Below are 20,824 nucleotides of genomic sequence, written 5' to 3' on the forward strand. Positions count from 1 at the left end.
TGCTTGCCACCCTTGGACTTGGGGGCTTTTATGGCTTCCCGCGCAGAGTGAAGACAAATGTTGCCCCGGGATCGGTCAGGGGGCGGGTCGTATCAAGCCATATCCGGCCGCCATGCTGTTCTGCAATTTTTCGACATAGTGAAAGCCCAAGCCCGGTTCCGCTGAACTCATCTTTGTGCAAACGCTGGAACAGGCGGAAAATACGATGCGCATGTTCCGGATGAATGCCAATTCCATTATCGCGAACCGAAATACGCCAGAATCCGGGCATGTCGGGATCTCGCATGGCATGAATATCGATGTGAGGTGGGACGCCCGGACGACGATATTTGATCGCATTCGACAACAGGTTCTGGAACAGACGTGACAAACTGATTCGATCACCGTTGATCACGGGCAGATCATTATGGGTAATGGTTGCCTGTTCCTGAACAATGATGGCCTTGAGGTCGGCTTGCGCTTCGTTAAGCACCTGATTGCAGTCAAGTTCCGCCATTTCATCATCGTTGCTGCCGGTTTTGGCATATTCCAGCAAATGGCTGATCAGTTTATGCATGCGCTTTGCGCCATCGACCGCATAGTCGATATATTCGTCCGCTTCCTGATCAAGTGATCCGCCATAACGGCGTTTCAAAAGCTGGGTATAGCTTGCGACCATGCGTAATGGCTGTTGCAGGTCGTGGGACGCGACATAGGCAAATTGCTCAAGGTCTTCATTGGTCCGCTTAAGCTGATCAAGGGTATCGCGCAGCTTGTTTGCATTTTCGACAAACTGGGTCACGTCGCGTGCGCTGCTGAATGTCATGCCCTCGAACGGACCAATGGCGTGCCACGCCAGCCATCGGGTTTCCCCGCGCTGATCGGAAATACGTAAAACCAGTTCTCTTTCCTGTGTATCGCCACTTTGCCGGTTTATGAAACTTGTGCGGATAGTTTCCCGGTCTTCTTGCAGGAAAAGAAATTCGACCGGCTTTCCGATCAGGTCATAGACTGCCTTTCCAACAAGTTCGGCCAATGCGGGGCTTAGGCCTTGCAGAATGCCTTCCATGTCGACTGCGATTGCAGGTTCTGGCGTATGATGCAGATAGGTTTCGAACGGGTGACAAAGTTCCTGCTTCGGGGCGATTTCCAGCAAAAGGACGGTAATGGTTTCACTGTCTTCTTCCTGGCGGCGTTGAGCCATCAGATAAAAGCGCTGGGTTTGACCGGCTGATGTCAGTATATCGACCATTGTGCCGATACGATTATCTTGCCACTCGTTGTTAATCAGCGGACTTCGTAGCTGTGCCCGCGATGCCGCGCCAAGACGTGACAGAAATGCATCGGCGGTTGGTTTGACATCGCCAAACTCAAGGCCGAGTATTTCCGGCCAGTTCAGACGAGATGTAAGAATTCCCGACGGGTTCTTTGACGACCAGCTTAAAATCGCACAGCCGCAATCAGACAGCGTGTTTTCTGAATCGTTGAAATGCTCGGCCAGATCGGCGGCGCGCAAATGCTGTCGTTTCAGGCGCTGCCACAGCCAAACAGAAAGTCCCGCCATAATAACCAGCACGATCAGAAACAACGAGGCGTGAAGCATGATGGCTTCGCGCCAGTTGCCCAATAAAATGTGCCGCGGAATATAGGTCACAACGATACGGTCAAGCTGCGGCAAAATACTGTAGGCCATCAGCATCACGGTATTGCCATGCATGCACAGCAAACTGCCGCGAGAGACTTTTTGTTTGTCTATTTCGTCAAAAAGATCATCAACAAAATGGGGCGGGATGGTGCCGTTGATCTGATTGCGATCAGTATCCAGAACGCCAACGGAAAGATCGGGATTTTCATCAATGACGCGTTGCAGGTCGATTGTGCTGTTTTGCATCAGCACGGCACTCAGATGATAGGTGATGGCCATCATTTGCGCCCGCGCCTGATCAATCGCGCTGTCGTATAGTGTTTTCTGGATAAAGAAGAAGGAAAAAAGCAGGATCACCATGCCGGTCATCGTGAGCGCAGCCAGACGCTTTCGCAGTTTGCTTAACCCGCGTCGGGACAATGACGGCTCGATGGATGTCAGAAACATTTTCTTTGTTGCACCCTTGCCTTGTCCTGCCTAACTGCCCCGTGATCAAAGCCTATGTTTTTTTGGTCGGGTTGAAAAGCTTTCAACCGGCAATAATGCGGATGATCTCATATAAAAAATCGCGCGGTGACAGCAACTTGCTCTTGTTCGGGGCATGTTGTTGCCATCAGGAAGGGACGATCATGCAAATCCGGGGCAGGGTGAAGGCGAATTCGCAGAACCGAATTCAAACACAGTGCTTCTAATTGAAGTTAAAAACCCCTATAAACCCGCTGTTGGCGATTGGTTTTTATCGCCAGGACGGCCAAGACGATCCGAAATTGCCGGTATCGCCCGCTTGCTCCGCGGCAGCACAACTTTTACTGCCGTGCCTTTCCAGATGTCGCTGCCCTGATTGGGTGGGCTGACCGGGAGGATGCAAACGGCGTGACACCGGCTTTGTGATAAATGATCGATGTGAAATGCGATCAAGTTTTGGCAAAAACCGAACCGAATTTTTGACATAACCATCGCCCAGTGCCAGAAGCAGCCATATGACCGATCTTAAGAACATTCGAAACTTTTCGATTATCGCGCATATCGACCACGGTAAATCGACCCTGGCCGACCGTTTGATCCAGCTTACCGGTGGTCTTACCGATCGCGAGATGTCCGAGCAGGTCCTCGACTCGATGGATATCGAACGCGAACGCGGGATCACCATCAAGTCGCAGGCCGTGCGTTTGAAATACACGGCCAAGGATGGTCAGGAATATACCCTGAACCTGATGGATACGCCGGGTCACGTCGATTTTGCCTATGAAGTGTCGCGTTCGCTTGCCGCGTGCGAAGGATCGCTTCTGGTGGTTGATGCCGCCCAGGGCGTCGAAGCGCAGACGCTGGCCAACGTTTATCAGGCGATTGATAACAACCACGAAATCGTGCCTGTCCTGAACAAGGTTGATCTGCCCGCCGCAGAACCGGACCGCGTCAAGGAACAGATCGAAGAAGTGATTGGCATTGACGCCAGTGACGCGCTGATGATTTCGGCCAAAACCGGTCTTGGTGTTCCCGATGTGCTTGAAGCATTGGTGCATCGTTTACCTGCTCCGACGGGTGATCCGGCGGCACCGCTTGAAGTCCTGCTGGTTGATAGCTGGTACGATTCATATCTTGGCGTGATGATTCTGGTGCGTGTCAAAGAAGGCACCCTGAAAAAAGGCCAGAAAATCCGCTTCATGAACGCCAAGGTTACCCACACGGTTGACCGTGTTGGCGTGTTCACGCCCAAGCCGCTTGCGCTTGATGAAATGGGGCCGGGTGAAGTCGGCTTTATCAATTGCGGTATGAAAACCGTTGCCGAATGCGAAGTCGGCGACACGATTACCGAAGAAAAACGTCCCTGCGCAAAACCGCTTGCCGGTTTCAAACCGTCCATTCCGGTAGTGTTCTGTGGCATTTTCCCGGTTGATACCAGCGAATATGATGTGCTTCGCGATGCGCTTGAAAAGCTGCACCTTAACGATGCATCCTTCCAGTTCGAGCCGGAAAACTCGACCGCACTGGGGCTTGGTTTCCGCTGTGGCTTCCTTGGGCTTTTGCATCTTGAAATCATTCAGGAACGTCTTGAACGTGAGTTTGAACTTGATCTGATCACCACGGCACCGTCGGTTTCCTATAAAATCTCGATGACCAAGGGCGAAGATATTCTGCTGCACAACCCGGCGGATTTCCCCGATGTCACCAAGATCAAGGCCATTGAAGAACCCTGGATCAAGGCATCCATCATGGTGCCGGACGAATATCTTGGCGGCATTCTGACGCTTTGCACCGAACGTCGCGGCATTCAGCAGGACCTGACCTATGTCGGGAACCGGGCGATGGCGGTTTACAAACTGCCGCTGAACGAGGTGGTGTTTGATTTCTATGACCGCCTGAAATCGATTTCGCGTGGCTATGCCAGCTTTGATTACGAACTGGCGGGCTACGATGAAAGCGATCTGGTCAAGGTATCCATTCTGGTCAACGAAGAGCCGGTTGATGCGCTTGCATTGATGGTTCACCGGTCTGCTGCCGAACATCGGGGCCGCGAGATTTGCAAACGTCTTAAGGACCTTATCCCGCGCCAGATGTTCAAGGTCGCCATTCAGGCCGCCATCGGCGGCAAGGTGATCGCACGTGAAACGGTTTCTGCGATGCGTAAAGACGTGACAGCCAAATGTTATGGCGGTGACGTGTCGCGTAAACGCAAACTTCTGGACAAACAGAAGGCCGGTAAGAAAAAGATGCGCCAGTTCGGTAAGGTCGAAATTCCACAGTCGGCCTTTATCAACGCCCTTAAAATGAGCGACGATAAATAAATCGATATTACGGTATCGAAACAAAGGCTGCATCCCATTGGGGATGCAGCCTTTTTCTTTGAGGGCTTTCGGCAATTCGTGCCATGCGTTATGGATAGGTCGTCATACCGTTTTGCTGCAGGAGCCCGCTATGGATCTTGAAATTCTTCAACGTCAGGAAGCCATCCTTGTCTTTGATCGCTTTGACGAGGAAACGGCGTGGGAAATCGGATCGGCCCTCGTGGCAGTGGCACGGGCACAGAGAGCCCCGGTCGTCGTCGACATCCGTACATCTGATCGCACCCTGTTCCACGCGGCCCTTTTGGGGGCAAAACCCGCCAATGATTCCTGGGCATATCGCAAAAGCAATCTGACCCTTCGCGAACATCAATCATCGATGCAGTTCGGATTGGCGTTGAAGGCCAAGGGCAAAACGCTTGCCGATCACGGGATTGATTTCGCCGATTATGCCGACCACGGCGGCAGTTTCCCGGTTCGCGTCAAAGGCGTTGGCGTGATCGCGGCAATCACCGTTTCCGGCCTTGCCTCGCACGAGGATCACGGCATGATTGTTGGTGTTCTTGAAGATTTTCTTGGGGTTTCGGCCTGACTCGGTTCGGTTTCGGGTATCAGGTTATCGGCCAATGATCATCAGCCAACTTTCAGTTCGGCAGGACGGGCTTCTGCCCATTTAAGCAGGGCATCCAATGCGGGGCACAATGATTGGCCCCATTCGCTCATGCGATATTCGACCTTGGGCGGCACCACCGGGTAAACTTTGCGTTCGATGATGCCATCGGCTTCAAGCTGTCGAAGTTGCTGGGCGAGCATCTTTTGCGAAATGCCCGGGATCAGCTTTTCCAGATCTGAATAACGTTGCACCTTGCCGCCAAACAGATGGAAAAGAATGATCAGCTTCCATCGACCTTCAAGCATTTTAAAGATCGTTTCGACGTCTGATGCCGCACTGACCGGCGTGTAGTTTTTCGCCATGCGTCAAGCCTGTTAGTTACTTACTTTAAAGTGCGTACTTCCCAAAATGGGAGTTTGTTTGAAAAATGCCTGCCTGACAAGCAAACAGACAGGAACAAACAAGATGATCAAACTCCCTGAACCGATCACCGCATATTTTGATCCATCCAATAGCGTTGCGCAGAAGGTTGCAGCTTTCAATGAAACTGCAATTGTCGAAGACGAAAAGCAACGCCATCACGGCCAACCCGAAATCGGCAAATGGATGGAAGACGTCAAAGCAAAATACAACTTTGTCGCCGAGCCGATTGAAGTTGCCCATATAGCTGAACAAATTGCGGTGAAAGCCAAGGTCAGCGGTGACTTCCCCAACAGTCCGATTGAACTTGATTATCGGTTCGAACTTGCGAATGGCAAGATCGAAAAGCTTTTGATCGGCTAATCGACCGCGATTTTTGACGCAATTTTCCCAACAAAACAAGCGACCCGAAAATGTTTCAGCTTCCAGATCCTGCGCAGGAATTTGCGCAAAAACGCATAATTGTAACCGGCGGTACCAAAGGTACAGGAAAGGCCGTTTTTGAACGCATGATGGCGGGTGGCGGAACCCTGCTTACGGCGGCGCGGGGCGAAAAACCCGATGATATCGACAGCGATTGCTATGTCCAGGCGGACCTTTCGACCACGGCGGGTGTCGAAAAACTCGCCGCAGCTGCACAAGAACGCATGGGAGGAGTTGATATCCTGATCCACGTTCTGGGTGGGTCGTCAAACCCGTCCGGTGGCTTTGCCGTGATCGACGATGCCGGTTGGGAAAAGGAATTGAACCTTAACCTGATGGCGGCTGTGCGGTTGGATCGCTGTCTGGTGCCGGAAATGATCAGGCGCGGCAGTGGTGTTGTTGTGCATACCTCTTCAATTCAGCGGCGTTTGCCGTTATTTGACGCAACAACCGCCTACGCCGCAGCAAAGGCCGCGCTTACGACTTACAGCAAGGTTCTGTCAAAGGAAGTCGGCCCCAAAGGTGTTCGGGTCAATGCCGTTGCGCCGGGGTGGATTTATACCGATGCCTCAAAGGCGATGGTCGAACGGATTGCAGAAGGCGGCGGTATCAGCGAGGAAGCCGCACGCCAAAGCATCCTTGATGCCTTGGGCGGCATCCCCTTGGGACGTCCGGCGCAGCCGGAAGAAGTCGCAGAATTGATTGCCTTTCTGGCATCAAGCCGGGCGTCATCAATTCATGGCGCGGAATACACCATTGATGGCGGTACGGTGCCGACGGTCTAGGAAAAGTACAATGCTGCCCGGTCAGCTGGATTGATCGATATGTTCGATATCGGGATCAATTCCCGCAAAGCTGGGCAGGGCCGTACTCACCCACAGATGCTTTTTCGCCTTGAAGGGCGTCGGGTCGTCGAAGCTGCCCAGCCGGAAATCGAGGAAGTCGGGATGGTCGCCGTGCCGCCAGGTCAGGCTTGATCCGCATGTCGGACAAAAGCCACGAAACCGGTTGGGTGAACTTTCAAACTCGGCCGGTTTGCCATCCCATTTCAGGGTCGCGGTCGGAAAGGTGACGAAGGTTGAGACGCCTGAACCGCTGTCTTTGCGGCACATGCCGCAATGGCAATGATTGCCGCCAGTCGGATCGCCAGAAACGGAAAAGCGCACCGCGCCACACAGACAACCGCCGGAATGAAGGGTGGCTTTATCGGCTGCGGGCATGGTGTGCTTTTCCTTTTTGATCAGGGCTTATTCCGCCAATGTTGCCAAGAGAAGGGGCCCAATCAACACCCTAATCGGCCGAGCTTGTTGTTGAAGGTTTTTAGTCTTCTAGAATAGGTTTGATTGCTTTTGATACGCATTTTGAAACGACCGTCCCACCAGCAATCAGCAGACCGATTGCCAATGTCATTCCAATCGTTAACATGATGCTCCCGCCAGAGCGGCCACGCATTGCCATTTCGAAAACGCTATTAAGTGTGAACATGAATATTATTGTTCCACACAGCAAGGTTCCGGCTCCGAACAATGCAAGTTTATGCATGTCGGTTAAAGGTGTGCGTTTTGCGGTGGACGGATTCTCAGGATTTTCCATTGCATTTTCCGGTTGCTGAAAATTTACTGCAATGACTTTAGGTGGTATTCCACCTGGATGGAAACGAAATTTGAAGCTGACTGAGAAGAAAAAGCAAAAATCAGGCACAGAATCCTTGCCTGTTTGTTCGGAAAGCGCCCTAGCATAAAGGGCGCTTTCCTGAATGGTCTACAAGGCTCGTTACTCGTTCGGAACACCCGTCGTGGTGGAATATTCGAAATGGAATTCCTTGTCCGGGAACAGGTAGCTGCGCGCGGCATGGATGGCGCTGGCCCCTTCGGCAAAGCCTGACAGGATCAGTTTCAGTTTGTGCTCATAGGTCGCGATATCGCCAATCGCGAAGATGCCCGGAACCGACGTTGCCATCGTGGCCTGCGTCACACCGATATGGTTGCGATCAAGGTTAAGCCCCCAATCGGCAATCGGACCCAGTTCCATGGCAAGGCCAAAGAACGGCAACAGGTGATCTGCTTCCAGTGCAAGTTCCTCGCCCTTAAGCGTCGCAACGACGACATGGGAAAGCTTGCCATTGTCACCCTTGAGGCTCTTGAGCTGATAGGGAATGACCATCTCGATCTTTCCGGCTTCGGCAAGGGCCTGCAATTTTGCGCTGCTGTCCGGTGCGGCGCGGAATTTCGGGCGACGATGAACAACCATGACCTTTTCGGCGATGTCATGAAGGGAAAGCGCCCAATCAACAGCCGAATCCCCGCCACCGGCAATGACAACCTTTTTGCCGGCGAAATCGGCGCGGCGTTTGACGTAATACTGAACGCCGCCGCTGCCTTCGTAATCTTCAAGGCCGTCCATCGGCGGTTTGTTCGGGCCAAAGGCACCGCAACCGGCCGCAATCACAACCGCACCCGCATCAATGATGGTGCCGACCGAGGTTTCCAGCGTGAAACGTCCATCGTCGCGCTTTTCAAGTTTGATCACCTGCTGACCGAGATGATAGGTCGGTTCGAACGGGGCGGCCTGTTTGGCCAGCTGATCAATCAGGTCCTGACCGGCAATTTGCGGATGGGCCGGGATATCGAAAATCGGCTTTTCGGGATAAAGCGCGCTGCATTGCCCGCCAACCATATCAAGCGCATCAATGACATGTGTTTTAAGCCCCAGCATTCCGGCTTCGAAAACGGCGAAAAGCCCGACAGGGCCAGCGCCAATTATGGCGATATCGGTGCTGTACGATGCGTCTGACATGTTCATTCCATCCAAATAACATCAGGTCGATAAAAGCGACGGTAATTCATAGCCTGAATCATATATGTGCGAGATAACATCTGGGACCGGTTATCGCAATGTAAACCGGCCTTTCCCGCCGTTTTTAACCTTGTGCGCGGGTTGCCTTTATCCTTGCACGTAAAATCATTGCGAAGGATGGTCCCGTCACCCTACAAATAGGGTCTGCTTGCAATCAATTGACGGATATCATGACCAGGACAGTTACTGTCAGCGACCAGAACGGGACAGAAGCCCTTGCCGGGAAACTTGCCGCATTGGCAAAGCCGGGTGACGTGATCCTGATGCATGGGACACTGGGCATGGGGAAAAGTGCCTTTTGCCGGGCCTATATCCGTGCGTTGGCCAACAATCCGCATGAAGAAGTTCCCAGTCCGACCTTCACCCTGGTGCAGATTTACGAACTTGACCCCATTCCTGTCTGGCATTTCGATTTGTATCGGTTGTCCGATCCCGAAGAAATCCACGAGCTTGATATCGAAGATGCCTTTGCCGATGGCGTCAGTCTGATTGAATGGCCTGACCGGCTGGAATATCTGACGCCCGAAAATCGTCTTGATATTCATATCGAACCCGGATCAACAATTGATGCGCGGGTGTTTCAGCTTCTTCCGCACGGTGCCGATTGGCAGAAGCGCATTGAAAATCTCGATGAGGTTACATCATGAATGCGGCGGCACGACAGGATGTGATTGATCTTTTCCTTGGGAAAAACGGCTGGCGCGATGTGGTGCCGGTGCCGTTGGTCGATGACGCCTCTGCACGGAAATACTATCGTCTGGATGACGGTCGCCGCACCGCTTTGTTGATGGATTTTCCCATTGATGCCATCAGCGTTGATCCGCACGGCATCCATGAGAATCCCGAACGCCCGGCATCTGTGGCACCCGTGATGACAACGACAGACCTGTTCATGCAGGCAGGCTGGCGCGTACCGGCAATCTATGCCAGCGATGTGTCGCAGGGTCTTGTCCTGATCGAGGATTTTGGCGATCTGACCTTTACACGGGCGCTCGACCAGAACGGGGCGTCCAAACCGGCCCTTTATCTTCGGGCGGTGGATCAGTTGATTAACCTGCATCGCTATTGCGATACAAAAACGGCGCAGGCCGGGATGCAGGCAGAGGCCGATCTGGTGGTTTACGGGCCGGATAATTTCAGGCGCATGCTGAAAAGCTTCAAGGATGACTATCTGCCGCTGATCATTGCCGATCCGGTCCGACGCAATCAGGCCATGATTGATTTTGATGTGATGCTGGATGGCGTTTTGCCGTCATGCTGGAAAACCGGCACGGTCATCATTCACCGCGACTATCACGTCGATAACCTGATGCTGGTTGAAAATGACGAGGGCGGCGAGGATTGCGGGATCATTGATTTTCAGGACGCCGCAATCGCCCCACGGCCCTATGATCTGGTGTCGTTATTACGTGATGTCCGGCATGATATCGGCGTTGAACTTGAAAACAGCCTGAAAGACCGATATTGCGCCGCCTTTGAAAATCTTGGTCGTTCCGATTTCGAAATGTCTTATGCGGCCTGCAATATGGTGAGGAATTTCAGGATACTGGGCCGGTTTGGCTGGCTTGCCATCAAGGCAGGCAAGCAGCGCTATTTTGATTTCATCCCGCGCTGCTGGGAATTGATCCTGCGCGATGCAGACCGCAATTTACCTGAATTGGCCGCATGGATTGCAAATCATATCCCGGTTGAGGCACGAATGGCCCCGTCACTTTCCGGCGCACGCCAATCGTCCGAACAGGGGGCATCCTGATGAGGGATAACACCGCAAAGGCGCAAGCAATGGTTCTGGCCGCGGGGTTTGGCAAACGCATGCGCCCGATCACCGATCATATGCCAAAACCACTGGTGCCGGTTGCAGGGAAGCCGATGCTTGATCATGTGCTTGATAAACTGGCGGATGCGGGGTTTGATCAGGCGGTGGTGAATTGTCACTATCTTGGCCAGATGATTGTCGATCATGTCGCAAGCCGGACCTTGCCACGGGTTCTGTGCTCGCCCGAGGAAGACTTGCTTGAAACAGGCGGTGGGGTGAAAAAGGCCCTGCCGATGCTTGATGATCAGGCCGTGCTGGTTGCCAATGCGGATGTTTTCTGGACCGAGGGGGCGGAGCCGCTTTTTGACCGCCTGACAGAGGCCTTCGATCCGGACCATATGGACGCGTTGCTTGCGATCTATCCGGTCGAAGGGGCGTTTGGTTATGACGGTGCGGGTGATTTCTTCTGGCAGGTCGATGGCCGGTTGAAGCGTCGCGGCGATGCCGTGTCTGCCCCGTATTTCTTTACCGGTGTTCAAATCCTGTCGCCGCGATTGTTTGAAAATACCCCTGATGGCGCGTTTTCATCAAATCTGGTTTACGACAAGGCTTTGGCATCGGGGCGCTGCTTTGGTCTGGTTCATGACGGGGATTATTTCCATATCGGCACGCCAGAAGCATTGGCCGATGCCGAAATCGTCATCGCAGACGCTTTGGCGCATGAAAGTGCCGCCAGAATGGCAAAAGCAGCCAAAGCCGGGGACGACTGATGGCGGATCTGTTCGATTATATGGACGCCGCCGATCACTTTGCCGCACCGGCGGCACAGCCTGAAAACCTGTTTTATATTCCGCCGGGCGCTGCATTTGCCGATCTGATCGCAAAACAGTTGATGGCGGAAACCGCCGCAGAGCCGGTTGCCTTACCTGATTATGTCCTGATGGTACCCAATCGCCGGTCGGCCAAGGTAATGCGCGATGCGTTCCTTCGTCAGTCGAATGGGGCGGTGACCATGCTGCCGACCATCCGCGCATTGGGCGAGGCTGACGAGGACGAACTGGCGATTTATGGTGCAGGCGGCGAACAGGCGGCCCTTGATCTGCCGCCATCCATTCCGGATTTGCAACGAAAACTGCTGCTAACCCGTCTGATCATGAACCGGCCCGATCATAAGGGTGATAAACCAACCGCGGATCAGGCCGCCCGTCTGGCCGGAGAACTGGCGCGGTTTCTCGATCAGGTGCAGACCGAAAACTGTAAATTTGATGATCTTAAGGGACTGGTGCCTGCCGAGTTTGCCGAACATTGGCAATTGACGCTGGAATTTCTGCAAATCCTCACCTTGCACTGGCCGGCCATTCTGGAAACCCATCAGGTCAGTGACCGGGCCATGCGCCGCAATGCCCTGATTGCCGCCCAGATTGATCTTTGGCGCGATAACCCGCCGGCTGCACCGGTGATCATTGCCGGGTCAACCGGCCCGTTTCCGGCATTGCGTGATTTGATGAAGGCCGTGCTGGCAATGCCCCGGGGGCGTGTGGTCCTGCCCGGCCTGATGACGGGGTTGGGACGTGATGACTGGCAGGCGATTAACGAGGATGCCACCCACCCGCAACATCTTTTGGGGACAACGTTGCGCCATATCGGGCGTGATCCTGAGACGGTCCTGATCTGGCCATCGGTACCGCAATCGGGCCCGCAGGACGAAGAACGCCGACGATTGACGCGCGAGGCCCTGCGCCCGGCGCAAACAACCGACCAATGGCGCCATATCGCCAATTTTGCGCCAGAAATTCTGGATGGCGTTCTGCGGGTTGACTGTTCCGGCGCGCGCGAAGAGGCCGCGACGATTGCGCTTATGATGCGCGACGCCCTGGAACATCCCGGTAAAACCTGTGCTCTGGTAACCCCGGATCGCGGCCTGGCGCGCCGTGTTGCCACGGAACTGCGTCGCTGGGAAATCGAAATTGATGATTCCGCAGGCATTCCGTTGCATGACACAGCGCCCGCAATCTATTTGCGCCTTGTCGTGCGCGCCGTGCAGGAGCAATTTGCCCCGGTGCCCTTGCTGGAGCTTCTGAAACATCCGCTGAGTGCGGCGGGGCTTCCGCCGGAACAGTTCCGTGTCCTGGCCCGGCAAATGGAACAGTATGTTTTGCGTGGCGCGCGTCCCGGTCCGGGGCTGGACGGCTTGCAGGTGGCGCTGGATGGCTGGCGTGATGAGACGATTGATCGCATCACCGCGTCCGGGGCGGATAACGCGGCCCCGCGGATCGAACGTATTCGCGATGATCATGCGCGACTTTCCGATCTGATTTCCCGGTTTGAAGACAGTCTTGCGCCTTTGCTCGATCTGATGGATGAAAAATCGATCTCGCCGGTGGGGGCCCTGCGCAGTCACATCATGGCCGCCGAAGCCCTTGCCGCAAGCGACGTGCGGGATGGTGCCGAGCGGCTTTGGCGTGGCGAGGCGGGCGAAGCCCTGGCTGATTTCGTCCACGAATTATTGCAGGCCCTGACAGATTTCGTTCCGATGCCGGGTATCCGGTATGCAGCCTTTCTGGATGCCTTGATGGCTGATCGTGCGGTGCGTCCGCGTTATGGCAAACATCCGCGCCTGTTTATCTGGGGCACGGTCGAAGCCCAGATGCAGCAGGCCGATCTGACCATTCTGGGCGGTTTGAACGAGGGTGTCTGGCCGCCCGAGGCCGGGGCCGATCCGTGGATGAGCCGCCCGATGCGGCGCAATTTTGGCCTTCCGGCACCTGAACATCGTGTCGGGCAATCTGCCCATGATTTTCAACAGCTTTTCTGTGCGCCCGATGTGGTCATGACCCGTGCGCTTCGCGTCGAAGGCACGCCAACCGTGCCGTCCCGCTGGTTGTTACGGATTGAAAACATTCTTCGGAAGTCGGGCGTTTCAATGGAAAAGCCGGATGCCCATGCGTGGCGTGCCTTGGCCGATCTGCTGGATGAACCGCGCGATGACATGCGCCGCAAAATTGGCCGTCCGGCACCAACGCCGCCGGTTTCCGCCCGTCCAAAACGGTTGTCGGTTACCCAGATTGAAACATGGATGCGTGATCCGTATGCGATCTATGCCCGGCATATCCTTGGTTTGCGCAAACTTGACGGGGTGGACGAAGATCCCGGCGCGGCGGATTACGGCAACTTGATCCATGATGCCCTTGATCAGTTTATTTCGAGGTACCCGGATCATCTGCCACCGGATGGCGAACAGGAATTGATCATGATCGGGCGTGCGGTGTTCAAACCGCTTGCGGCCCGGCCCGGCCTTTGGGCGTTCTGGTGGCCACGGTTCGAGAGGATTGCCCGCTGGTTCATCCAGACGGAGGCAGCACGCCGGGATCATGTGCGCAGATCCTATACCGAACAATCCGGTACGCTTGAAACCGCGACCGGGTTCGAAGTTTATGCCCGTGCGGACCGGATTGACATGCTGCGCGATGGCGGGATCGCGATCATTGATTATAAAACCGGCATGCCGCCCAGCCAGACGGACGTTGCCAATGGCTTTGCCCCGCAATTGCCGCTTGAGGCCGCGATTGCGCAGAACGGCGGATTTAAGGATGTCCCGGCCGGTCCACCGGCTTCCATGGCGTTCTGGAAGCTGTCCGGTGGTGACCCCGCAGGTGAAATCCGCGAGATTGATACCAAACGCATGAAAACCACCCCGGCGGAGCTTGCGCGTGATGCGGTGGCCGGGGTCAATGCACTTGCCACCGCATTTGACGACGAAAACACACCTTACCTGAGTGTGCCGCACCCGGATCATGCGCCAAAATATTCCGATTATGTTCATCTGGCACGCCTGCGCGAATGGATGGGCAGCGAGGATGTCGAGACGACGGACGGCAATGAGAACAAGGATGGTGACGCATGACCGGAATTCGCGGAACCGATCCCAATATCCTGCAACGCAATGCATCCGATCCGATGGCGTCAGTCTGGGTGTCGGCATCGGCTGGTGCCGGCAAGACCAAGGTTCTGTCGGATCGGGTACTGCGCCTGATGCTGTCGGGGACCGAGCCCCATCGCATCCTGTGCCTGACCTTTACCAAGGCCGCCGCGGCGGAAATGGCCAACCGCGTCAATGAACGGCTGGGTCATTGGGCCACCATGGAAGATCGTGAACTTCATGACGATCTTTTCAATCTGGCTGGAACCGCACCAAGCGTTGATGAAACCCGCCGTGCGCGCCGCCTGTTTGCATCGGTTCTTGATGCGCCGGGCGGGATGAAAATCCAGACGATCCACGCCTTCTGTCAGTCATTGCTGCGCCGTTTCCCGCTTGAGGCCGGGCTGGCACCGCATTTTGAAATCATGGATGACCGTACTGCGGCCGAAACCATGGCCGACGTTCAGGAAGAAGTACTGGCCTTTGCCCGAAATGGCAGGGATGACGATCTGGCAGACGCCCTGTCGGTCGTGACCGGACAGGTCCGCGAAGGTGCCTTTGGCGAGGTCATGGGCGAATTGGCGCGTGAACGCGGCCGGTTGAAACGCATGCTGATACGCCATGGCGGTGCGGCACGCATGCGCGATGCGGTTTATGCCGCACTTGGCGTTCCCAACGGCCAAAGCGAGGATGATATCCTGCGCAAGGCCCTATCCGATGATGCCTTTGATCGGGATGGGCTGATGCGTGGATTGGCCGCACTTGAGGCGGGCACCAAAACCGATCAGGATCGTGTGCCCGCATTGGCCCAATTCCTTGAAAAAACCGGTATCGAGGATCGGTTGGCGGTGTTTTCAGATTATCGCGGTGTCTTCTTTACCGCCGCAGGCGAACCGCGTGCCAAACTGATCACGAAAAAAGCCGCCGAAAACCATCCGATGGGGGCCGATGCGCTCGAAGCAGAATGTGCCCGTCTGATCGAAATTGACCGTTTGCGCAAGGCCGCCGCATTGGCCGGTGCCACATCGGCCCTGATCCGTATCGGCAATGCGATGCTGGATCGTTATGCCGCGAAAAAGGCGCTGCATGCCCGCCTTGATTATGACGACCTGATCCTGACCAGTCTGCAGTTATTGCAACAGCAGGCCGGGATTGCCGGGTGGGTTTTGTTCAAACTCGACGAAGGTCTTGATCACATCCTGATTGACGAGGCACAGGATACCAACCCCGAACAATGGGAAGTGGTGCGCATTCTGGCAGAGGAATTCTTTGCCGGTGCCGGGCAGCATGATGAAAAGCCACGGACAATCTTTGCCGTTGGGGATGCGAAACAATCGATTTACAGCTTCCAGCGCGCCGATCCCGAAAAATTCACCCAGATGCGGGCCTATTTCCGCGAACGGGCGCGCGAAATCGAAGCCGAATGGCGCGAAGTCCCGATGAATATATCGTTTCGTTCAACCGATGCCGTGTTGGGCACGGTGGACCGTGTTTTTGCCGGAATGATCGCGAAACAGGGGGTGGGCGATGATGGTGCCGATGTCAGTCACAGTCCGTTCCGTGTCGGGCAGGCCGGTCGGATCGAATTGTGGCCGGCGTTGGAGCTGCAGGAAAGAGCCGCCGAGGACCCGTGGACCCCGCCAACCCGCATCGTGCGCCTTGAGGACCCGGAAATCCGCCTTGCGCGGGTCATCGCCGGGCGTATCCGCCATGCAATCGACACCCGGGAGGAACTGACATCGCGCGGACGTCCGGTGCGGGCAGGTGATTTCATGATCCTGGTGCGTCGTCGGACGGCCTTTGTCGACGAGGTCGTCAAGGCGTTAAAGGAACGCAACGTTCCGGTTGCCGGTGTGGACCGTATGCAGATCACCGATCAGCTTGCCGTGATGGACCTGATCGCCTTTGGCCGGTTTCTTCTGATGCCCGAAGACGACCTGACATTGGCCGAGGTCCTCAAAAGCCCGCTGATCGGGTTTGACGATGATCAGTTGTTTGCGATTGCCCATAACCGGCCGCGCACCCTTTGGCTTGCCTTGCGCGAAAAGGCAGGCAGTGATGATGCCGATCCGGCCTTCCTTTCGGCCTATCAATTCCTGTTCAAATGGCTGGGGCGGGTTGATTACGAACGCCCGTTTGAACTGTTTGCCGAGCTTCTGGGCGGGCGTGGCGACGATGCGCGCGGGGTGCGCGCCCGTCTGATCGGGCGGCTCGGGATCGAGGCAAACGACCCGATTGACGAATTCCTTAACCTTGCCATGGGCTACGAAGCCGATCATGCGCCGACCTTGCAGGGGTTCCTGCACTGGCTGATGGCCGGCGACGCCGAAATCAAGCGTGACCTTGAACAAAGCGGCCGTGACGAGGTCCGGATCATGACGGTGCACGGGGCCAAGGGCCTGCAGGCACCTATCGTGTTTCTGCCCGATACCATGCAGGTGCCGACACAGGCCCCCAACCTGTTCTGGCAGGAAGATCGCGATCTGATGTATTGGCTGCCGCGGGTGGCATTGGAAACCGATGTGGTTGCGCGGTTGCGTGACGCCATCGCGATCAAGCGTGATCAGGAATATAACCGCCTGCTGTATGTCGCCCTGACGCGCGCCGAAGACCGGATTTACATCTGTGGCTGGCAGGGAAAACGCAAGGCCCCCGATCATTGCTGGTACAATCTGTGTCAGCAGGCGATGGAAGGATACGCCAAACCTGCGCAAATTGATTTGGGCCTCTATTCCGTGTCAGGCTGGGATGGCGAAGGTTGGATATGGGAAACCGATCAATCCGCAGTGCCAAAGCCAGATAGTGTAGGTGAAGATATCATCAAGTCTCGCGACAGCGTGCTTGAACTTATACGGATGCCAGCCAAAAAAGAAGACCCGCTGGCGAAGCCTTTATTTCCAAGTGACTATACGAGGGCAAAGGGGAACGATCCTGGAGGTGCGGAGCTAGACGAAATCCACATGTCACCACTTGGTGAAGACCAAGGTGCAAAGTACAAACGTGGTATTTTGATCCACAAACTGCTTGAACTGTTGCCCGACCTGCCCGAAGCCAAAAGGCGGGATGCCGCCGAACGGTTCCTTGCCCAGCCGGTGCATGCGCTTGATGCAGACCAGCAGCGTGAAATCACCAGTGAAACAATCGCGATCTTTGAAAATCCCGAATTTGCGCCGGTGTTTGATACGGGATCAAGGGCCGAGGTACCATTGGTTGGCATTGTCGGCGGAGACGTCGTTTCCGCCCAGATTGACCGTCTGGTGGTGCGTGAGAACGACGTCATGATCGTTGATTTTAAAACAAATCGGCCGCCCCCACGCGATGTCGAGGGCACACCGCGCGCCTATCGTAGGCAGATGTCGATTTACAAGGCGGCACTGGGCCAGATGTACCCCGATAAAAACATTCGGTGTTTCATCCTGTGGACCAACGGACCATGGATGGTCGAGCTGCCCGAACACATCATGAGACTGTAACGCGCTTGACCTTTGCGTCGGTGCTGCCTACCTTTGCCTCCATACAGCGGATCGAGGTTGGAGGGGAAACCCGACTTGGCCTCGTAACAACCAGGAACTGATAGTATGACCACGATTAAAGTATCCGATACTTCGTTCGATTCCGACGTTCTGGGTTCCAATGACCCGGTCCTCGTCGATTTCTGGGCGGAATGGTGCGGCCCGTGTAAACAGATCGCGCCGTATCTGGACGAAATTGCTGGCGAACTGGGCGGAAAGCTCAAGATTGCCAAGGTAAACATCGATGAAAACCCGAACACCCCGGCAAAATACGGTGTACGTGGTATCCCGACCCTGATGATCTTCAAGGGTGGCGAAGTTGCCGCGATGAAAGTTGGCGCGCTGCCGAAAAGCGCTCTTGTCGACTGGATCAATCAGTCGATCTGATCATCTGATCGGTGACGATCTTAAAACATCAAAAGGCGGGCTGTGTCATGCAGCCCGCCTTTTTCTTTGAACTTTGTATCGAAGACTTGTGCCCGTTTGATCAGGCGGCCCGGATGTTCGCCAGGAAATCGTTGATTTGGGACATCAGGACGTGTGACTTATCGCTAAGGCTTTCCGCAGCATCCATGACTTCACCAGAAGCGCCTCGTTCGTCTTCGGCAGAGTGCCTGAGGCCGTTGACATTGCGTGACACTTCCTTGGTTCCCTCGGCGGCTTCGGACACATTACGGGCGATTTCACCCGTGGCGGCATCCTGTTCGCTGACGGCTGCGGCAATTCCACCTGCAACTTCGTTCAATTCGTTCATCCGACCCGAAAGGTGCTGGATTGCGCCCAGCGCATTTTGTGTCGATGACTGGATATCGTTGATCTGGGTTGCGATGTCTTCGGTTGCGCGGGTGGTCTGATTGGCAAGGTTCTTGACCTCGGCGGCCACCACGGCAAACCCTTTACCAGCTTCTCCCGCCCTTGCTGCTTCGATGGTCGCATTCAGTGCAAGAAGGTTTGTTTGTTCTGCAATCGACTGGATCAATTCAACAACTTCGCCAATCTTGTCGGATGCATTTCCGAGCGCAGCAAAGATAGAGCTGGCTTCCTCGGCTTCTTCGGCACCCGACTGGGCAATCTGCGAACTACGATTGACCTGAAGTGTGATTTCATCAATCGCGGCGGCAAGCTGTTCGGCGGCGGAGGCAACAGTGTCCACATTTGCCGACGCTTCTTCGGTCGCCGCCGCAACAGCGGTGGCTTGGTTGGTTGTCGATACCGATTGATCCATCATGTGGCTGGCTGTGCTGCGAAGCTGCGTTACCGCTGCATTAACAACTGTCAGGTTCCCGGCAACCTCTGTTTCAAAGTTGCGGATCATTGCATCGATCTTTTTGGCACGCTGAAGCTGTGCTTCCTGATTTTCCTGCTGTTCACGTTCAAGTTTGTCAGCTTGGATCCGGTTCTCGCGGAAAATCAGCAAGGCCCGTTGCAGGTCGCCAATTTCATCTTTGCGATCTGAATTTGTGATGGCGATTTCGGTATTGCCGTTTGCCAGATTGTTGATCGCGGTGGTGATCGATTTAAGCGGACGAGATGTCGACCGGTCGATCATGACGCCGAGGACAGCGATGATGAAAAGCATGGCAAATGCGACCACAATATTGGTAATCGCGCGCTGCCAGAATAATGCATCAACATCATCAATATAAATGCCGGTGGCAACGATCCAGCCAAACGGTGCGGCTTTGGCATAGGACAGTTTGGGGAATGTGCCTTCCTTCCCCGGTTTGTTCCAGGTGTAAGGGACAAAAACACCGTCGCGCTGTCCGGCAGCCTTTGCCAATTCTACAAACAGTGCAATTCCGTTCGGGTCCTTGATGTCGCGGCCTTGCTTCCCATTCAACTGTGGCTGGACAGGGTGCAAAACAATTCTGGTGTCCGGCTTGAATACAAAAACGTAATTGTCATCGCCAAAACGTTGCGCATTCAAGGCTGCAAGCGCCTGCTCTCGGGCATCTTCATCCGACAATTGTCCGTCTTTGGAAAGTTGCTGATAATGTTCCAGGGTTGTGTTGGCCATTTCAACAACATTGCGAACAGTGTTTTTGCGATCATCAACCATGGTCGCGCGAAGGTTGATCAAATCAATTGCTGAAAGAGTGGTCAACGCAAGCGCAACGAGCACCAGAACCAGTCGTAGTTTTGTCGATATGGAAAGATTGGATAGGGTCATGAGCGTTTCCAGATAAGCCGTTGGTGGCATTCACGCCTCATCTCCAAAACGTGTGGGGACGGTGTTTCTGCCGGTTTTGTTATTCTTTTCCGGTTTTAGGCTTTTTCTAGACTGGAAATCTTGCGATAGATCAAAATCAACTGAAAGTTGCTTTTTGTCTTTTCCGAATGTGCCGTCCCAAAATACGTTGACGGTTTTCAGGACGGCACAGCTGAAAGTTCAGTATCAGATTGGCTTATGCCGCCCTGATATCGTTCAGGAACTGTTTGATTTGTTCCATCAGGTTTTGCGATTTGCTGTTCAGGCTGCCGGATGCCGCCAGAACCTGACCGGATGCTTCACGTTCTTCTTCGGCGGCCTTGCGCAAGCCGACGACGTTTTGCGCGACATCCTTGGTGCCGGTTGCGGCTTCGGCAACGTTGCGGGCAATTTCGCCGGTTGCTGCATCCTGTTCACGTACGGCGGCGGCAATGCTTGCCGAAACCTCGTTCAGTTCCTTCATCCGACCCGAAAGGTGCTGGATCGCGCCCAGTGCATTCTGGGTCGATTCCTGAATGCCGCCGATTTGACCGGCAATGTCTTCGGTCGCGCGCGTGGTCTGGTTGGCAAGGTTTTTGACCTCGGCCGCAACCACGGCAAAGCCTTTTCCGGCATCACCGGCACGGGCGGCCTCGATTGTGGCGTTGAGTGCCAGAAGATTGGTTTGCTCGGCAATCGACTGGATCAGTTCAACCACTTGCCCGATTTT

Annotated in this window: 17 protein-coding genes; 10 read left to right on the forward strand and 7 right to left on the reverse strand. The window is 54.9% G+C overall.

The genetic code is table 11. From position 1 onward, the window contains the following. Positions 1-28 precede the first annotated feature (28 nt). Positions 29-2,071, reverse strand: coding sequence for a sensor histidine kinase (locus tag SMB34_RS05835; protein ID WP_007088704.1), 2,043 nt, complete (start codon positions 2,069-2,071; stop codon positions 29-31). A 533-nt stretch (positions 2,072-2,604) separates the two neighbouring features. Here SMB34_RS05835 and lepA point away from each other — a divergent pair. Then, positions 2,605-4,410: a translation elongation factor 4 gene (gene lepA / locus SMB34_RS05840; protein ID WP_007088706.1), complete on the forward strand. Its 1,806-nt coding sequence runs from the start codon at positions 2,605-2,607 to the stop codon at positions 4,408-4,410. 130 nt (positions 4,411-4,540) lie between these two features. Next, positions 4,541-4,999, forward strand: a complete 459-nt coding sequence (locus tag SMB34_RS05845; protein WP_037988388.1) for a heme-degrading domain-containing protein — start codon at positions 4,541-4,543, stop codon at positions 4,997-4,999. Between the two features lie 41 nt (positions 5,000-5,040). On the opposite strand, the gene SMB34_RS05850 is transcribed toward SMB34_RS05845, so the two are convergent. Beyond that, positions 5,041-5,382: a winged helix-turn-helix transcriptional regulator gene (locus tag SMB34_RS05850; protein ID WP_037988391.1), complete on the reverse strand. Its 342-nt coding sequence runs from the start codon at positions 5,380-5,382 to the stop codon at positions 5,041-5,043. A gap of 103 nt (positions 5,383-5,485) precedes the next feature. Between SMB34_RS05850 and SMB34_RS05855 the strand changes: the two genes are divergently transcribed. Together SMB34_RS05855 and SMB34_RS05860 are read left to right on the forward strand one after the other, a co-directional pair. Next, complete coding sequence (locus SMB34_RS05855; protein ID WP_007088709.1) at positions 5,486-5,803, forward strand: hypothetical protein; 318 nt, start codon at positions 5,486-5,488, stop codon at positions 5,801-5,803. Between the two features lie 50 nt (positions 5,804-5,853). Then, entirely contained in the window at positions 5,854-6,648 is a 795-nt protein-coding gene (locus SMB34_RS05860) for an SDR family oxidoreductase (protein ID WP_007088710.1), read from the forward strand. A gap of 21 nt (positions 6,649-6,669) precedes the next feature. On the opposite strand, the gene SMB34_RS05865 is transcribed toward SMB34_RS05860, so the two are convergent. The 3 genes from SMB34_RS05865 to SMB34_RS05875 form a co-directional block, all read right to left on the reverse strand. Further along, positions 6,670-7,083, reverse strand: coding sequence for a GFA family protein (locus tag SMB34_RS05865; protein ID WP_037988393.1), 414 nt, complete (start codon positions 7,081-7,083; stop codon positions 6,670-6,672). Between the two features lie 100 nt (positions 7,084-7,183). Next, positions 7,184-7,564, reverse strand: a complete 381-nt coding sequence (locus SMB34_RS05870) for a hypothetical protein (protein WP_156962647.1) — start codon at positions 7,562-7,564, stop codon at positions 7,184-7,186. Between the two features lie 72 nt (positions 7,565-7,636). After that, positions 7,637-8,659 carry an NAD(P)/FAD-dependent oxidoreductase gene (locus SMB34_RS05875; RefSeq protein WP_037988438.1) on the reverse strand — a complete coding sequence of 341 codons (1,023 nt, stop codon included), beginning with the start codon at positions 8,657-8,659 and terminating at the stop codon, positions 7,637-7,639. A 230-nt stretch (positions 8,660-8,889) separates the two neighbouring features. Here SMB34_RS05875 and tsaE point away from each other — a divergent pair, with 230 nt between their 5' ends. The 6 genes from tsaE to trxA all read left to right on the forward strand — a co-directional run bounded on the left by tsaE (position 8,890) and on the right by trxA (position 18,293). Then, positions 8,890-9,366 (forward strand): tRNA (adenosine(37)-N6)-threonylcarbamoyltransferase complex ATPase subunit type 1 TsaE, encoded by a 477-nt coding sequence (tsaE, locus tag SMB34_RS05880; protein WP_037988397.1) that lies wholly within the window; start codon positions 8,890-8,892, stop codon positions 9,364-9,366. Further along, positions 9,363-10,472, forward strand: a complete 1,110-nt coding sequence (locus tag SMB34_RS05885; RefSeq protein ID WP_037988399.1) for an aminoglycoside phosphotransferase family protein — start codon at positions 9,363-9,365, stop codon at positions 10,470-10,472. Before tsaE ends, SMB34_RS05885 begins: the two co-directional genes overlap by 4 nt. After that, positions 10,472-11,245 carry a nucleotidyltransferase family protein gene (locus SMB34_RS05890; RefSeq protein WP_037988401.1) on the forward strand — a complete coding sequence of 258 codons (774 nt, stop codon included), beginning with the start codon at positions 10,472-10,474 and terminating at the stop codon, positions 11,243-11,245. Before SMB34_RS05885 ends, SMB34_RS05890 begins: the two co-directional genes overlap by 1 nt. Beyond that, positions 11,245-14,379 carry a double-strand break repair protein AddB gene (addB, locus tag SMB34_RS05895; RefSeq protein ID WP_037988403.1) on the forward strand — a complete coding sequence of 1,045 codons (3,135 nt, stop codon included), beginning with the start codon at positions 11,245-11,247 and terminating at the stop codon, positions 14,377-14,379. Before SMB34_RS05890 ends, addB begins: the two co-directional genes overlap by 1 nt. Beyond that, on the forward strand, positions 14,376-17,867 hold the full coding sequence (addA, locus tag SMB34_RS05900; RefSeq protein ID WP_037988408.1) for a double-strand break repair helicase AddA: 3,492 nt from the start codon (positions 14,376-14,378) through the stop codon (positions 17,865-17,867). The genes addB and addA overlap by 4 nt, the downstream gene beginning before the upstream one ends. 105 nt (positions 17,868-17,972) lie before the next feature. Next, complete coding sequence (gene trxA / locus SMB34_RS05905) at positions 17,973-18,293, forward strand: thioredoxin TrxA (RefSeq protein WP_007088718.1); 321 nt, start codon at positions 17,973-17,975, stop codon at positions 18,291-18,293. A gap of 100 nt (positions 18,294-18,393) precedes the next feature. Here the strand turns inward: trxA and SMB34_RS05910 are convergent, their stop codons facing one another. Together SMB34_RS05910 and SMB34_RS05915 are read right to left on the reverse strand one after the other, a co-directional pair. Beyond that, positions 18,394-20,076 carry a methyl-accepting chemotaxis protein gene (locus tag SMB34_RS05910; protein ID WP_037988440.1) on the reverse strand — a complete coding sequence of 561 codons (1,683 nt, stop codon included), beginning with the start codon at positions 20,074-20,076 and terminating at the stop codon, positions 18,394-18,396. A 235-nt stretch (positions 20,077-20,311) separates the two neighbouring features. Continuing rightward, positions 20,312-20,824, reverse strand: a 513-nt coding sequence (locus tag SMB34_RS05915; protein WP_037988442.1) for a methyl-accepting chemotaxis protein, incomplete at its 5' end; no start/stop codon positions are given.

The organism is Thalassospira permensis NBRC 106175 (assembly GCF_000714555.1).
Lineage (GTDB): Bacteria > Pseudomonadota > Alphaproteobacteria > Rhodospirillales > Thalassospiraceae > Thalassospira > Thalassospira xiamenensis.